We start from the raw sequence: 17,117 nt of genomic DNA on the forward strand, positions 1-17,117 counted from the left end.
GTCGAGGAGCAGAGCGTATATTAAACGTTCAGCATCCTAGGACTCACGCAGACGACACAGCCAATTTTTCAAGTTCTATCTTAGTATATTTATACATTCTCTTCATCAAGCTTTACGGCTGCTTTACGCATTTTATCCATAAAGTAACCGGTTCCAGCAGGTACTAATCGTCCAACTATCACGTTTTCTTTTAGTCCTCGCAACTTATCTACTTTACCGGCAATAGCTGCTTCAGTTAAAACTCTAGTAGTCTCTTGGAATGATGCCGCAGAGATAAACGATCTAGTTTGCAGAGAAGCTTTAGTAATACCTTGTAATATTAATTGTGCTTCAGCAGGTTTTAAACCGTTTTTCATAGCTTTTGCATTTATCTCATCAAATTCATGTCTATCTATTTTTTCACCTGCTAATAACGTAGTTCCGCCTGAATCCGTAACCTCTACTTTTTGTAACATCTGACGGATAATAACTTCTATGTGCTTATCATCAATCTTTACACCTTGTAGACGATAAACGGCTTGAACCTCCTTAACAATATAATTTGCAAGAACCTCTACGCCCATTACTTTTAAAATATCTTGAAGTACCGGATTACCGTCAATCAATAAATCACCTTTTTTAACAAAGTCACCTTCGTTAACTACAACATGCTTGCCTTTTGGTACCATATACTCAATAGACATTGTTTCATCAATCGGATGTATAATAATACGTCTTTTAGATTTATAGTCTTTACCGAATTCTACTCTACCGTCAATTTCGGCAATAACTGCATGATCTTTAGGGCGTCTTGCTTCTACAAGCTCGGCAACTCTTGGTAAACCACCGGTAATATCTTTAGTAGTGGTTGATTCTTTTGGTATACGTGCAATGATATCACCTACCGATATTTGTACTCCGTCTTCTACGCTTAAAACTGCTCCAACCGGCAAGTAATATCTAGCTTCTAAACCGTTTGATAAGGTGATAACTTCACCTTTAGCATCTAAAAGCTGTATACGCGGGCGTAATTCTGCACCGCGTGAATATTGCTTTGATTCAATAATAACTTTACTCGGTATTCCGGTAGCTTCGTCAGTTACGTCACGAATAGAAATACCCTCAACCATATCTTTGAATAAAACTTTACCTGACTTCTCCGTGATAATCGGTATAGTATAAGGATCCCACTCTGCTAGTTTTTGAGTTTTAATCACCATATCACCGTCATCAACAAGTAATCTAGCACCGTATGGAATTTTATGACGAGCCTTTTCATTACCGTTATTATCAAGCAATAATAATTCACAATTTCGGCTCATAACAATTTTGCGTTCTTCAGAATTAATAACAACGTTACGACTTATAATTTTCACTTTTGCGTCATAGGAAGCGTCTACGGAAGAAACCTCAGCACCTTTTGTTGCCGCTCCTCCGATATGGAAAGTTCTCATTGTAAGCTGCGTACCCGGTTCACCGATAGATTGAGCAGCAATAACCCCGATTGCTTCACCCTCCGATACTAATGTACCGGTAGCAAGATCCCTACCGTAACATATGCTACATATACCGGTAGTACTTTCACAGGTTAATACGGATTTTATCATAATTCTGTCGAGTCCTGCCGACTCAATCTGCTCTAACTTTGATTCATTAATAAGCTCGCCTTTATTGAGAATTAGATCATTAGTTACCGGATGAAATATATCAATAGCAGCAGTACGACCTAAAATCTTTTCAGCTAAAGGTACTATAACTTCTCCACCTTCAATAACACTCTTAACTTCAATTCCTTTATCAGTTCCACAATCTTTTTCAGTAATAATACAATCTTGTGCAACATCTACTAATTTTCTTGTTAAGTAACCTGAGCTTGCCGTTTTTAAAGCCGTATCTATTTGCCCTTTACGCATTCCGTTAGCAGAATTAAAACACTCAAATTCAGTTAATCCTTCCTTAAAGTTAGAGATAATAGGAGTTTGTATAATTTGACCGTTTGATTTGGTCATTAAACCTCGCATACCGCCTAGCTGCTTAATTTGCTGGAAAGAACCTCTTGCTCCGGAAATAGCCATCATATATATAGCATTTATTTTCTGATGATTTGGAGCATCATTAACCGGCGGCGTAGCAATCTCTTTCATCATGTCGTTTGCTACTCTATCGGTACATCTTGACCAAGCATCGACTACTTTATTATATTTCTCTCCGTAAGTAATTAAACCGTTTGAATATTGTTGTTCAAATTCTTTTATTTCAAGCTGAGTTTCGTTGATATGAGTACTCTTAGATTCCGGTACTACCATATCGTCCATTCCAAAAGAAATACCTGAAGAACAAGCATATTTAAAACCTAGTTTCATTAGCTGATCGGCAAAAATTACTGTAGCTTTTTGACCGCAGTGACGATAAACTAAATCTATAACTAATGATATGTCTTTTTTAGTTAGTTGTTTATTAATAAACTTGAATTCTATATTAGGGTTAGAAGGCAATAACTCACCGACCATCAACCTACCGTAAGTAGTATCAATGATAACAGGGACCATTTTACCTTCGGCATTTAACTGATTTCTGCGATATTTTATCTTTGTATGAATAGTTATAAATTTATTATATAAAGCATGTTCCATCTCAGCTAAATCTGAGAACATCATCCCTGCGCCTACTTCATTATCAAATGCAAGGGTTAGATAATATAAACCAAGCACTATATCTTTATCCGGTACAATTATAGGACGACCGTTTGCGGGGCTTAAGATATTATTTGTAGACATCATAAATACCCTAGCTTCAAGCTGTGCTTCAATCGATAACGGGATATGTACTGCCATCTGATCACCATCAAAATCTGCATTGAACGCAGCACACACAAGCGGATGAAGCTGGATCGCTTTACCTTCAATTAATAGCGGTTCAAATGCTTGAATACCAAGCCTATGTAACGTCGGAGCCCTATTAAGTAAAACCGGATGCTCTCTAATTACCTCTTCAAGCACGTCCCACACTTCGGATTTTTCAGCTTCCACCATTCTTTTAGCGGCTTTAATAGTTGTAGCGATGCCGTACAACTCAAGCTTAGAATAAATAAACGGCTTAAATAACTCCAGAGCCATTTTTTTAGGCAAACCGCACTGGTGAAGTTTAAGCTCAGGTCCTACCACGATAACCGAACGTCCTGAGTAATCAACCCTCTTACCTAGCAAGTTCTGACGGAAACGCCCCTGCTTACCTTTAAGCATATCACTTAATGACTTAAATGGACGCTTATTAGCATTTTTTGCTGCTCTACCGCGACGACCGTTATCAAATAACGCATCCACTGCTTCTTGTAACATTCTTTTTTCGTTTCTGACTATTATATCAGGAGCTTTTGACTCTATTAATTTCTTTAAACGATTATTTCTATTAATTACTCTTCTATAAAGTTCATTTAAGTCTGAAGTAGCAAATCTTCCACCGTCAAGCATAACAAGCGGTCTAATTTCAGGAGGAATAACCGGTAAAACATCCATAATCATCCATTCCGGCTTGTTTTCCGACTCTAAAAAATCCTCTACTAATTTTAAACGCTTTACTAATTTTTTCTTTTTGACTTCTGAAGAAGTGGTTTGTAATTCCTCGTATAATTCTTGCTTTAACTTTGAAAAATCAAGCTCTTTAAGCATTTGTTGTATTACTTCTGCACCTATAGAGGCAGTAAATGCATCTTCACCGTACTTATCTTTTGCTTTCTGTAATTCTTCCTCTGTTAAGAGTTCGCCTTTTTGTAAAATCGATAGCCCTGGGTCAACTACTACATAATTTTCAAAATAAAGAATCTTTTCTACATCTCGCATTGTCATATCAAGAAGTGTACTAATTCTTGAAGGTAGCGACTTTAAAAACCAAATATGAGCAACGGGAGCTGCAAGTTCAATATGCCCCATTCTTTCACGTCTGACTCTAGAAACCGTAACTTCAACGCCGCATTTCTCACACGTAATTCCACGGTTTTTCATCCGCTTATATTTACCGCAGAGACATTCATAATCTTTTACCGGACCAAAAATTCTTGCACAAAATAAACCATCTTTCTCAGGTTTAAAAGTTCGATAGTTAATTGTTTCAGGTTTTGTTACTTCACCGAAAGACCACGAACGTACCTGATCGGGACTTGCTATATTAATCCTTATCTGATCAAATTGTTGAGTATTACTTAATTGTCCGTAAAAATTTACTACGCTCATAAAAATACTTTTCCTTAAAAATTACTCGTATATACTCGGTGAATTTCAAAAATTGGCGTTGTCGTTCTACAAGTTCTGCGGTGCTCACGTATTAAGTATACGCTCCGCTCCTCGCCTTGTGAACTCCTAGCTCTTTTTGAAATTGACCTTCGTCTACCCAGAGTTCTTATTGCACCCTATATGTCATTCCCGCAAAAGCGGGAATCTAGTAAAACAGATAAAAAACAAGTTTTTTATCTGTTTAAATGACCTGTCTTGCTTAACTTGAAGTTACTTCAAGCTTTACGTTAAGACATAAAGATCTAAATTCTTTTATCATAACATTAAATGATTCAGGAATGCCTGATTCAAAATTATTTTCACCACGTACTATAGAATCATAAGTTTTGATCCTACCGTTTACGTCATCCGACTTAACCGTTAACATTTCCTGTAACGTATAAGCTGCACCGTAAGCTTGTAATGCCCAGCATTCCATTTCCCCGAAACGCTGTCCGCCGAAATGAGACTTACCTCCAAGTGGTTGCTGCGTTACTAAGCTATAAGGCCCTATAGAACGGGAGTGAATTTTATTATCGACTAAATGATGCAATTTCAGCAAATATTTCTGTCCGACGGTTACTAGACGATCAAAATATTCACCGGTTCTACCGTCAATTAATTTCACTTGTCCTGAAGGGTCTTGACCGGCAAGCTTTAGCATATCTTTAACGTCCTGAACTTTTGCTCCGTCAAATACAGGAGTTGCAAAATGTACGCCTTTACTTACTTTCTTACAAAAAGAAATAATCTCTTCTTCCGGTCTTTCAAGTATAGAATTAATATTTTCTCCATACAGTTCAATTAAGAATTTCTTAATCTGCTCAATACCTATATGTTTATTTTTATATTTCTTTACTAAGGTAGATATTTTTTTTGCTAAATTTATTGATGCCCACCCAAGATGCGTTTCTAAAATCTGTCCTATATTCATACGAGACGGAAGACCTAGAGGGTTAAGAATGATATCTACCACAGTTCCATCTTCTAAAAACGGCATATCTTCTTCAGGTACGATACGTGAAATAACACCTTTATTTCCGTGTCTTCCTGCCATTTTATCCCCGGGTTGTAATTTATGCTTAGTTGCAATAAATACTTTTACTACTTTTAAAGCTCCCTGAGGTAAATCATCACCACTTTGCAATTTCTCTACCTTAGTAGCAAATCTTTTATCAAGAGCCTCTTTTTTCTCATCATAATGAGTCTTTATCTGCTCTATTTCATTCATTACATTTGCATCTTCCACGGTAATCTGCCAAAATTGCCCTTTAGATAAGCCTTTTAGCATTTCAGTAGTAATAGTTTGTCCTACTTTTACTTGCTTAGGACCGTTAATAATCACCTGCCCTACTAAAAGCTTTTCAAGCCAACTAAACACAAAATGCTCAATAATTTCTAATTCATCGTCTCTGTCTTTTGCAAATTTTTCAATTTGTTGTTTTTCAATAGCAATAGCGCGCTGGTCTTTTTCTACACCTCTACGAGAAAATACCCTTACTTCTACTACAGTTCCACTAACTCCGGAAGGTACATGCAGCGATGAATCTTTTACATCAAAAGCTTTTTCCCCGAAAATAGCACGTAGTAGCTTCTCTTCAGGAGTAATAGGCGATTCACTTTTTGGTGTTACTTTTCCAACTAAAATATCACCGGCTTTTACTTCTGCACCTATATAAATTATTCCGACCTCATCAAGATGACGCAACGCTTCTTCACTTACATTCGGTATATCACGGGTAATTTCTTCAGGACCAAGGCGTGTATCTCTAGCTATTACTTCAAACTCTTCAATATGAATAGATGTAAATACATCCTCTTTTACTATACGTTCGGATATTAAAATGGAATCTTCAAAATTATAACCGTTCCAAGGTAAGAAAGCCACAAGCACGTTTCGACCTAAAGCAATTTCACCGTTATCCGTACTAGGACCGTCAGCTATAATATCGTTTTTCTTAACGTAATGACCGACCTTAACTAAAGGCTTTTGATTTATACAAGTATTATGATTGGATTTTTGGAATTTTAGTAAGTTATAAATATCAACCGAAGGAGAACCGTCAACTTTTTGTTCTAGAGTTCTAATCACGATTCTATTTGAATCTACCTGCTCAACAATACCATCATGTAATGCAAGCACTGACGCTCCGGAATCTTTAGCTACTACCCCTTCAACTCCGGTACCTACAAAAGGTGCATCCGTTTTAATTAAAGGAACGGCTTGTCTTTGCATGTTTGAACCCATCAAAGCACGGTTAGCATCATCGTTTTCTAAGAAAGGTATAAGAGAAGCCGCAACCGATACTACCTGCATAGGAGTCACATCAATGAAGTCTACCTCATACGGTTCTACCATTACAAAATTACCGCCTTCAACACGGCAATTAATAAACTCTCCTTGCAGCTTTCCGTCTTTATTAACTTTAGAATTTGCTTGTCCGATTTTGTATTTACCTTCTTCAATAGCAGAAAGATATACCACTTCATCGGTTACACATCCATCTTTAACTCTTCTATACGGACTCTCTATAAAACCGTGTTTATTTATTCTAGCATAAGTAGCCATAGAGTTAATTAACCCGATATTCTGACCTTCAGGTGTTTCAATAGGACAAATACGACCGTAATGAGTCGGATGTACATCACGCACCTCAAAACCTGCCCGATCTCGACTAAGACCTCCGGGACCGAGTGCCGATAGCCTTCTTTTATGAGTTATTTCCGATAATGGATTTGTTTGATCCATAAATTGGGATAATTGGGAGGTACTAAAAAATTCTTTTACTACTGAAACTAAAATTTTAGAATTTACTAAATCATGAGGCATTACGGTATCAACATCACCTGCCGACATCCTTTCAATTACAGATTTTTCCATTCGGACTAAACCTATTCTAAATTGATTTTCTATCAATTCACCTACCGATCTAACCCTTCTATTACCTAAATGATCAATATCGTCTATGATACCTTTACCGTCTTTAAGCTCTACTAAAACTCTTACGATATTTTTAATATCATCAATTGTTAAAACCGTAACTTCTTCAGAAATATTCAGCTCTAACCTAGAATTCATTTTTATTCGCCCGACTTCTGAAAGATCATATCTTTCCGTATCAAAGAATAAATTATAAAACAGACTTTCAGCCGCTTCGATATTAGCAGGTTCGCCTGGTCTTAGAACTCTGAAAATCTCACATAATGCTGCCTCACGATCCTGATTTTTATCAGCAAATAAGGTGTTCCTTATATATGGACCGGATTGAGGATTGATTACTAATACGTTAACATTTTTAATTTTAAGATCATTAATAACATTTAGCATATCAACAGTAATCATTTCACCGATTTTTGCTAATACTTCATCGCTTGCAGGATCTCTTAAATCTTCGGATAGATATTTGCCGATTAAAGTTTCATGAGCTACTAAAATATTATTAAGCCCTTCCCCAAAATATTTTTTAGCCAAACGCGGAGTAATTTTTTGTCCTGCTTTCAGTAGAATATTTCCGGTATCTGCATCTACTAAATCACTTGTTAAACGATGAGCAGTAATATGCTGAGGTATAAATTTAACCGCCCAACCTTTATTTTTAACAAGCTTATAAGTTACTGAATTATAATAAAATTTTATAATTTCTTCAGTACTCATACCTATAGCTCTAAGCAAAGTAGTAGTATAAAGCTTTCTTTTTCTATCAATCCTGAAATAAATAATATCTTTAGCGTCGAATTCTAAATCAAGCCAAGATCCTCTATATGGAATAACACGAGCAGAATATAAAAGCTTGCCAGAAGAGTGGACTTTTCCTTCATCATGATAAAAGAATACACCAGGTGAGCGATGCATTTGTGATACAACTACTCTTTCCGTACCGTTGATAATAAAAGTACCGTTTTTAGTCATTAATGGGATATCACCCATATATACTTCTTGCTCTTTAATCCCTTTAATTTCTCTAGTACCAGTATCCTCATCTATATCCCAAATACTTAATCTTAAAGTAACTTTAAGAGGAGCAGCATAACTTAAACTTCTTTGACTGCACTCTTCTACATCATATTTTGGAGTATCGAATTCATATTTTACAAATTCTAAATTAGCAATATTGGAGGAATCTGAAATAGGAAAAATTGAGTTTAATATAGATTGTAAACCTTTGTTTTTTCTTTCAGAATCTTTAATATTTAACTGTAGAAAGTTTTTCTCATATGAATTTTTTTGAATTTCAATCAAATTCGGTATATCTGCTACTAAATTTATGTGACCGAAATTTTTTCTTATTCTTCTATTATGTGACAAGGGTTGTGCTTCTATATTATCCCTTAATGAAACCATATAATCTCCTGACTGATAAAATTACTGCACGTATTACAGTGATTAGGTCCTATGCACTTTTAATAGAATAATCATAATTATGACTCTTTTTAGCTGTAAATCATAAGATTTTTTTGAAATAGTAATAAACTCTCCTCTCAAAAATCTTATTAATTTTCGCTTAAAAATATCTCCTAATTATAATCATTAATCAAAAGTGTTCAGAACCTAGGTTCTGTATATAAAATTTAAATTATTTATATTTTAAACAATAAAGTTTTTATTGGAATAGATACCTATTTCAATAAAATGCTTATAATTTACAGTAAAATAAAATATATTGTTTTAAAATTTTTCACATAGAACTTAAATTAAAGAAACCTAGTAAGTTTCTTATTTAGATCTTGTGTAGGCTCTACGAACATTTCCAAAAAGATTTGATTTTGGTTATTTATTTGTTGCAATAAATTATAATATTTTTAAAAAATAGGTAGCTATTCCTTATGTTCACAGAACCTAGAAAATTTCAATAATTTAAATTTCTAGACGTATGGTACGTTAACAAAATTATTTTAATCAATTTTCAAAAAAATAACTTAAATTAGCTTTAAATTAACTTCTTAAAATCCAAAAAGCCTTATTTTAGTAATTAAATTTGAATAAGGCTTTTTGGATTTTAAGAAGTTAATTTAAAGCTATAAAATATTTCACCTGTAATGCAAAAACATTAGGTCCTGTAAAAAAAATTAATCTATACTTAGTTGTTTTTGATTGAAAATTATAAGATTTTTCTTTGAATAAAAACAACTGTTTCAACAAAAATCTTATTAATTTTTACTTACAAACATCTAAAATACGAATAATTCAACTTTTCTTTACAGAACCTAGTGCAGAATAATTATTTTAATTCAACTTTTGCTCCAGCAGCTTCTAACTTACCTTTGATTTCGTCTGCTTCTGCTTTTTTCACATTGCTTTTAATCGGCTTTGGAGCTTCATCAACTAATTTCTTAGCTTCAATTAAACCAAGACCTGTGATATCTTTCACAACTTTAATTACTTCAACTTTCTTGTCACCAGCAGCTGTTAAAACTACTTCAAACTCAGTTTTTTCAGCTACTGCTTCAGCCGCAGGAGCTGCAGCACCGGCAGCTGCTACAGCTACAGGAGCTGCTGCAGATACACCCCATTTTTCTTCTAACATTTTCACAAGCTCAGCTGCTTGCATTAACGTTAATGATGATAATTGTTCTTCAATTTTAGCTAAATCTGCCATAATTTTTTCCTTTTTACTTTTTTTATATTGAGAGATTACTACATCAGGCATTTTAAAGTTAATTAAATTCTTTTGTGCTTCAAATTATAAGATTTTTTTAAAACTATAAAAGCTCTTTAATTATCAATTAAAATACCTGATGCAGTAACCTTTAAGTTAATTTTTACTAGCATGTGCTTGTATTACTCTCGCCATACTCGAAGACGGGGCTTGTAAAACACCTACAACCTTAGTAGCCGGTGCTTGTAATAACCCAACAATTTTACCCCTAAGCTCATTAAGTGCAGGTAGCTTAGAAAGTTCTTTTATTGAATGTTCATCTAATACGTGATTATCGACTATTCCACCGATAATATTAAGATTATCATTAGCCTTAGCAAAATTAACTACTAATTTTGCCATCTCAACCGGTTCTTTAGAATAAACAATAGCAGTAGGACCCGCAAATAAATTAGCAATACTATCAAGCCCTGTTTGATTTGCAGCTATTTTTGCTAAAGTATTTTTAACTACTTTAAAACCTGCTTCTTTAGATTTAAGTGATTCTCTAAGCGAACTCATTTGACTAACGGTTAACCCGTGATAATGAGTAATAATTATAGAGGGCGATTCTTTATAAATATTTACAATATCCTCTACTGCTACCGATTTTTCTGATCTTAACACCTTTTAATTCTCCTTTTATCATACAGTTTAATATATTTAAACTGATACAAATGCTAAAAATGACAAAATTTTTTTATTATTACTATACTACCGTTAAACGGCTATAAAAATTATGCTATACTAGTTAAATCTATTTGTACCGATGCTCCCATAGTAGAAGATAAATACATTGCTTTTAAATAACTTCCTTTTAATCCGGCAGGTTTTGCTTTAATTACTGCCTCAATAAACGCATTTAAATTTTTTAATAAAGCTTGGTCTGAAAAAGATAATTTTCCAAGCCCTGCATGAATTATACCTGCTTTCTCTGCTCTATATTCTACCTGACCGCTTTTAGCATTTTTAATAGCATTTTTAATATCTAAAGTTACGGTACCAAGTTTAGGGTTAGGCATTAAACCTTTTGGTCCTAAAATTCTTGCAACTGAACCTATAGCTGCCATCATATCGGGAGTAGCTATACATACATCAAAATTAATTTTCCCTGCTTTAATTTCATCAATAATATTTGTTGAACCTACTAAATCTGCTCCGGCACTTTTAGCTTCTTCTTCTCTTTCTTCTTTACAAATAACGGCAACTCTTACGGTTTTGCCTGTACCGGCAGGTAAATTAACTACACCACGTACCATTTGATCGGAATGCCTAGGATCAATTCCAAGCTTCATAACTATTTCTAAGGTTGGATCAAATTTAACATATGATGCTGATTTTAATCGTTCAACTGCATTTGTTAAATTATATAAAGTATCTGATTTTACTTTTTCTCTAGCTTCTCTTATGTTTTTACCGCCGCTAATTTTTACAGCGACATCTTTCTTATTTGACATAATAATTAATTCCCTACTACTTCAAGTCCCATAGATGCAGCACTACCACAAATAATTTTTGTTGCTGCTTCAATATTTTTTGTATTTAAATCAGGCATTTTTAACTTTGCAATTTCACGACAATCATCCATAGTAACTTTACCTACTACTGCTTCTTTTTTAGTAGCACTAGAACCTTTAGTAATTTTAGCATACTTCTTTAAAAAGTACGAAGCAGGAGGAGTTTTTATTTTAAAAGAAAAACTACTATCTTCATAAACGGTAATTACGGTTGGCAGAGGTATTCCTTTTTCCATACCTTGCGTAGCATCATTAAAATCTTTACAAAATGCTGCAATATTAACTTTTCTTTGTCCTAGGGCCGGTCCTATAGGAGGTGCAGGAGTGGCTCCAGCAGCCGGAATTATCAAGTTAATATAACCTTTTATTGCTTTCTGAGACATTTATAAATATCCTTATTTTTCTCTTAAATTAATATTACTTTGTAACAATTGCATGGATCTTGTTTCCCATCATTGCAAGGCAAAACTGTAAGTTTTGACAAAACAAGGAAGAAAAAAATTCTGTAAATCAGAAGTTTGGTATTATTTCTTCTAGATTGCCACGCAGCCTACTGCTGCTTGCAATGACGACGCATTATCCCGCAACAATGACATCCTGAACATTAGCACAATACAGCTTAAGTAATTTATAAACCGTATTTAGTCCAACTTTTAATCATTTTTCTTTACTTGATTAAAATTTAGTTCTATTGGAGTTGCTTTACCAAATATTGCAACTGAAACTTTTAACCTATTTTTTTCTTGATCTATTTCTTCTACTGTACCCATGAAAGTTTCAAAAGGACCGTCTATAACAGTCACTATTTCACCAACTTCATACAATTTAGAATTCTTTGCTTCTTTAGCTTCTGCTTCCAAATTATTAAAAACATTTTGTATTTCACTTTCTGTAAGAGCTTTTGGCGTGGTTTTGCTTCCTAAAAAGCCGGTTACTCCAGATATATTTTTTACTAAATGCCAAGATTTATCAGTCATATTCATCTTTATCAAGATATAACTCGGCATTAGTTTTTTTTCTACCTTGACATTTTTACCGCGTTTAACTTCAGAAACTCCAAAAACAGGTATTAATATATCTTCAAAAAAATCCGTCATGTTCTGTTTAGCGATTTTTCTAAGCATATCTTCTTTAATGCGTTTCTCTGCTCCTGATGCCGTATGTACTACATACCACTGCTTTACATTTTTTTCAGAAGAAGGCAATATATTATCTATACTCGTCACAATTTATTCCTTATACTATTTGCCGATATTAAGCAAAAGCTGCATTATGTTATGTATACTATAATCAAGTACCAAACAAATTAGGCTAAAAATAAAAACTGCTACTACCACTACTAATGTTGAAGCAACAAGCTCTTTTCTAGTTGGCCAAACTACCTTATAAGTTTCTTGTTTAACTTGTTCAAAAAACTTATAAATTTTATATTCTTTAAACATATTTTTGTTAGGTAATTTATTAGACTTCTTACAAAATTCTACTTCTAGAGGCAATTGAGACGATGATCCAGCACTGGAATTCTCACATACTAGTATGTACTCTGCGATTCGAGGTGAAGTACCTCTTTCAAATTTCTCTCTATAAGCAAATTTTGTAAAATTCTATATTTTATAGCAAAAAAGCTCTAAGCCTATAATGGCAGGAGCGACAGGTATCGAACCCGCAACCTCCGGTTTTGGAGACCGGCGCTCTACCAATTGAGCTACACTCCTATCATATTTTTAATAAAAAATCAATAAAATTTATTAAAAATATTTGTTATTATTAAAAAATTACTATAATAAACAGTACTTCTAATTTATAAGCTGCCACGGTAAAACAACATTTATTTCTGTAAGACGTGACACCTCACCCCTAAATTATTTTTTAGCCTTAATAAGATCAGCTACTTGACTCGGTACTTGATCATAATGAGAGAATATCATACTAAACTGAGCTCTACCTTGCGATAAAGACCTAAGTGTATTAACATAACCAAACATTTCCGCTAAAGGAACATTCGCAGTGACTACTTGAGCATTCCCTCTTGGATCCATGCTTTGAATTTGTCCTCTACGACTATTTAAATCGCCTATAATATCACCCATATATTCATCAGGAGTGATAACTTCAACTTGCATAATCGGCTCAAGTAATTTAGGATTACATTTCGGCATCCCTTCTCTAAATGCTGCCTTTGCAGCAATTTCAAACGCAAGTACACTAGAATCTACATCATGAAACGCACCGTCAACTAAAGTTGCTTTAAAATCAATCATAGGATAACCGGCAATAACACCGGTTTCTCTAATATTATTTAATCCTTTTTCAACACCTGGTATATATTCTTTAGGCACGGCACCGCCGATGATTTTACTTTCAAAGACAAAAATTTTATTTTTATCTTCATCTTTTAGATCTTTTACCTCTTTTAGAGGCTCAAAAATAATTTTTACACGAGCAAATTGTCCTGCACCGCCGGATTGTTTCTTATGGGTATAATCAATTTCACAAGCTTTTGTTATAGTTTCACGATATGCTACTTGAGGAGCTCCAATATTTGCTTCGACCTTAAACTCTCTTCTCATACGATCAATGATAATTTCTAAATGGAGTTCTCCCATTCCTTTTATCACTGTTTGTCCTGTTTCATGATCAGTTGACACTCTAAATGATGGATCTTCAGCTGCTAAACGAGAAAGTGCGAGGCCCATTTTTTCTTGATCGGCTGTTGATTTAGGTTCTACCGCAAGCTCAATTACCGGCTCTGGAAATTCCATTCTTTCTAAGATTACTTGCTGATCAATATCGGATAACGTATCACCTGTGGTAGTATCTTTAAGACCTGCTAAAGCTACTATATCACCTGCTGATGCTTCTTTTACGTCTTCACGATTATTAGCATGCATTAATAGCATTCTACCGATTTTTTCTCTTTTATTCTTTACGGTATTAATAACAGTTGTTCCTGAAGTAATTTTACCTGAATATATTCTAATAAAAGTTAATGAACCGACAAACGGGTCATTCATAATTTTAAATGCTAAAGCTGCAAAAGGCTCAGTTACCGAAATAGGGAAATCTTTTTCTTCACCAGTACTTACTTCTATACCTTTTACTATACCTATATCAATAGGCGAAGGTAGGAAATCTACTACGGCATCAAGTAAAGGCTGTACCCCTTTATTTTTAAAAGCACTACCACATAAAACCGGATAAAATGCTGCTGAAATAGTACCTTTTCTGATTAATCTTTTAATCTCTTCTGCTGTTACTTCTTCACCTGATAAATATTTTTCCATAACATGATCATCTAACTCAACAACCATATCAAGTAATTTAGCACGATATTCTTCAGCTTTATCTTTCATATCGGCAGGTATATCTTCTTCAAAATACTCAGCTCCAAGTGCTTCATCTTTCCAAATCACTGCTTTCATTTTAACAAGATCAATTATACCTTTAAAATTTTCTTCAATCCCTACAGGCAACTGAATAACAAGCGGTTTTGCTCCTAAACGATCTTTGAGCATTTCAACGCATCTATAAAAATCTGCTCCCATTCTGTCCATTTTATTGACAAAACACATTCTAGGAACATTATATTTATCTGCTTGCCTCCAAACCGTTTCCGACTGCGGTTCAACACCTGCTACACCGTCAAATACTGCAACCGCACCGTCAAGCACACGAAGCGAACGCTCTACTTCGATAGTAAAGTCAACGTGTCCAGGAGTATCGATAATATTAATTATTTTATCTTGCCATCTACAAGTAGTAGCAGCTGAGGTAATGGTTATACCGCGTTCTTGTTCTTGTTCCATCCAATCCATGGTAGCACCGCCCTCATGAACTTCACCTATTTTATGCGATTTACCGGTATAATATAAAATACGTTCGGTAGTTGTGGTTTTACCGGCATCAATGTGAGCACATATACCGATATTACGAATATGCTCAAGTTTATTTATTTTACTCATTATACCCTACCTTATTTCATTTTTTTAGGGCTAAAATGAGAGAAAGCTTTATTAGCTTCGGCCATTTTATGAGTATCTTCTTTCTTCTTAATGGCAACGCCTCTATTATTAGAAGCTTCAAATAGCTCTTCGGCAAGTTTATCAATCATCATTTTTTCAGAACGTTTTGACGCAGCATTAATAATCCAACGGCTAGCAAGGGCATATCCTCTTCTTTCATCAACATGCGTCGGAACTTGATAATTAGCTCCTCCAACCCTAACCGAAGTTACTTCTAAATGCGGCTTCACGTTATGCATAGCATTATTAAAGGTTTGATACGGATCAACTCTATGCTTCTTTTCAATTTTATTAAAGGCTGAATAAACAATTTTCTCTGCAAGGGCTTTCTTCCCTTCTTTCATAATATTATTGATAAATCTTGACAGTAAAATACTGTTATATTTCATATCAGGTAAAATTACTCGCTTTTCCGCGGCATGACGACGTGACATTTTATTTTTTCTCTCTAACTAATAATTTATTTTTTTGTAACTGCAACTTGTTTACGAGGAGCACCGTAACGTGACCGACCTTGCTTACGTCCTTTAACCCCGGCAATATCATAAGCACCAAGTACGATATGATATTTCACCCCCGGAAGATCAGGAACCTGACCGCCTCTTACTAATACCCTATCATGTTCCTTTACACTATGCTTTTCACCAGGAATATATGCATTTACGGTTCTTTTATTACTTAAACGCACCGTTGCAATCTTACGAAGTGCAGAGTTAGGCTTTTTAGGGGTAACGGTTTTTACAACTAGGCAAACACCGCTTTTAAAAGGATTAGATTCTAAGGCAGGAGATTTGGTCTTACGAGTTTTTGACTTTCTCCCAAAACGTACTAATTGATTATATGTCGGCATTAAAAAAATACTCCAAAAAAAACTTATATATACGATCATTAAAGGGTGAAAAATACTTCCACCCTTTATTTTCCATCATTTCTAAATACAAATTATAAGAATTTGTAAATTACACTAAATTTAAATTATAATTACTTTTTCCATAAAAGCAAGTATGTTTTAATTAACAATCATTTTTTTCTCAATTATTTTTGCTATAAAGCTGATTAACATCACTAAAATATAGTAACAGCACGCAGCAATAAGCATTGGAACAAAATAATTATATGTTTCAATTGATACAATTTGTGCTCTACGCATTAAATCCATTTCTCCAAGCATAGAAATAATGGCTGATTCTTTAATCAAATTTACAAGCTCATTTATTAATGACGGAAAAATATTTTTAACTGCTTGCGGCAAAATTATATCTTTCGTTATTAAAAACTTTGGAATAGCAAGAGCTTCAGCCGCTTCAAACTGCCCTTTATCAACTGCATTAATCCCTGCCCTGATTACTTCGGAAACATATGCTCCCGAATTAAGAGAAAAAGAAATAGCTCCCGCCATAAACACACTAAATTTAATGCCTATGATATAAGGTGAAGCAAAATAAATAATACTTAATTGAATTAATAAAGGCGTTCCTCTGAAAATAGAAGTATAGAAATTTGCAAAAAGCCTTAAAGCACGATTTTTATTTACCTTACAAATAGCGAGCAGCATCCCTATTACTAAACCGAATATAACGGCAATAACGCTATATTTTAAAGTTACCAAAGTTCCCTCTACAATAAAAAAGATTTTTGGATAGAATTTTATTAAATACTCAAACATATTTTATATATATTTTTTTCTTGTCATAC

At 34.2% G+C, this 17,117-nt stretch carries 12 protein-coding genes and 1 tRNA gene; all 13 read right to left on the reverse strand.

The genetic code is table 11. The annotated features are described in order from the left end of the window. Positions 1-89: 89 nt before the first annotated feature. Positions 90-4,208, reverse strand: coding sequence for a DNA-directed RNA polymerase subunit beta' (gene rpoC / locus GCO76_RS04015; RefSeq protein WP_410956248.1), 4,119 nt, complete (start codon positions 4,206-4,208; stop codon positions 90-92). Positions 4,209-4,467: 259 nt separating this feature from the next. Continuing rightward, positions 4,468-8,589, reverse strand: a complete 4,122-nt coding sequence (gene rpoB, locus GCO76_RS04020; RefSeq protein WP_410956249.1) for a DNA-directed RNA polymerase subunit beta — start codon at positions 8,587-8,589, stop codon at positions 4,468-4,470. A gap of 877 nt (positions 8,590-9,466) precedes the next feature. After that, a complete protein-coding gene (rplL, locus tag GCO76_RS04025; protein WP_014273192.1) occupies positions 9,467-9,844 on the reverse strand; it encodes a 50S ribosomal protein L7/L12 in 378 nt (125 codons plus the stop codon). Positions 9,845-10,000: 156 nt separating this feature from the next. Beyond that, a complete protein-coding gene (gene rplJ, locus GCO76_RS04030) occupies positions 10,001-10,510 on the reverse strand; it encodes a 50S ribosomal protein L10 (protein WP_103897292.1) in 510 nt (169 codons plus the stop codon). A gap of 110 nt (positions 10,511-10,620) precedes the next feature. Continuing rightward, positions 10,621-11,340 (reverse strand): 50S ribosomal protein L1, encoded by a 720-nt coding sequence (gene rplA / locus GCO76_RS04035; RefSeq protein ID WP_014013888.1) that lies wholly within the window; start codon positions 11,338-11,340, stop codon positions 10,621-10,623. Between the two features lie 5 nt (positions 11,341-11,345). After that, positions 11,346-11,783 (reverse strand): 50S ribosomal protein L11, encoded by a 438-nt coding sequence (gene rplK / locus GCO76_RS04040; RefSeq protein ID WP_004996639.1) that lies wholly within the window; start codon positions 11,781-11,783, stop codon positions 11,346-11,348. A gap of 270 nt (positions 11,784-12,053) precedes the next feature. Next, positions 12,054-12,629 (reverse strand): transcription termination/antitermination protein NusG, encoded by a 576-nt coding sequence (gene nusG, locus GCO76_RS04045; protein WP_410525782.1) that lies wholly within the window; start codon positions 12,627-12,629, stop codon positions 12,054-12,056. 12 nt (positions 12,630-12,641) lie between these two features. After that, a complete protein-coding gene (secE, locus tag GCO76_RS04050) occupies positions 12,642-12,842 on the reverse strand; it encodes a preprotein translocase subunit SecE (protein ID WP_004996644.1) in 201 nt (66 codons plus the stop codon). 197 nt (positions 12,843-13,039) lie between these two features. Beyond that, positions 13,040-13,115 (reverse strand) — tRNA-Trp (locus tag GCO76_RS04055). A 147-nt stretch (positions 13,116-13,262) separates the two neighbouring features. Further along, positions 13,263-15,362, reverse strand: coding sequence for an elongation factor G (fusA, locus tag GCO76_RS04060; protein ID WP_410956250.1), 2,100 nt, complete (start codon positions 15,360-15,362; stop codon positions 13,263-13,265). 11 nt (positions 15,363-15,373) lie between these two features. Continuing rightward, positions 15,374-15,856: a 30S ribosomal protein S7 gene (rpsG, locus tag GCO76_RS04065; protein ID WP_004996646.1), complete on the reverse strand. Its 483-nt coding sequence runs from the start codon at positions 15,854-15,856 to the stop codon at positions 15,374-15,376. 26 nt (positions 15,857-15,882) lie between these two features. Beyond that, positions 15,883-16,272, reverse strand: coding sequence for a 30S ribosomal protein S12 (gene rpsL, locus GCO76_RS04070; RefSeq protein WP_004996647.1), 390 nt, complete (start codon positions 16,270-16,272; stop codon positions 15,883-15,885). Between the two features lie 159 nt (positions 16,273-16,431). Further along, positions 16,432-17,088, reverse strand: a complete 657-nt coding sequence (locus GCO76_RS04075; protein WP_410956251.1) for an amino acid ABC transporter permease — start codon at positions 17,086-17,088, stop codon at positions 16,432-16,434. Positions 17,089-17,117: the final 29 nt, after the last annotated feature.

Origin of the sequence: Rickettsia koreansis, from assembly GCF_046532895.1 — a bacterium.
In the GTDB taxonomy this organism is placed as follows: Bacteria; Pseudomonadota; Alphaproteobacteria; order Rickettsiales; family Rickettsiaceae; genus Rickettsia; species Rickettsia rickettsii.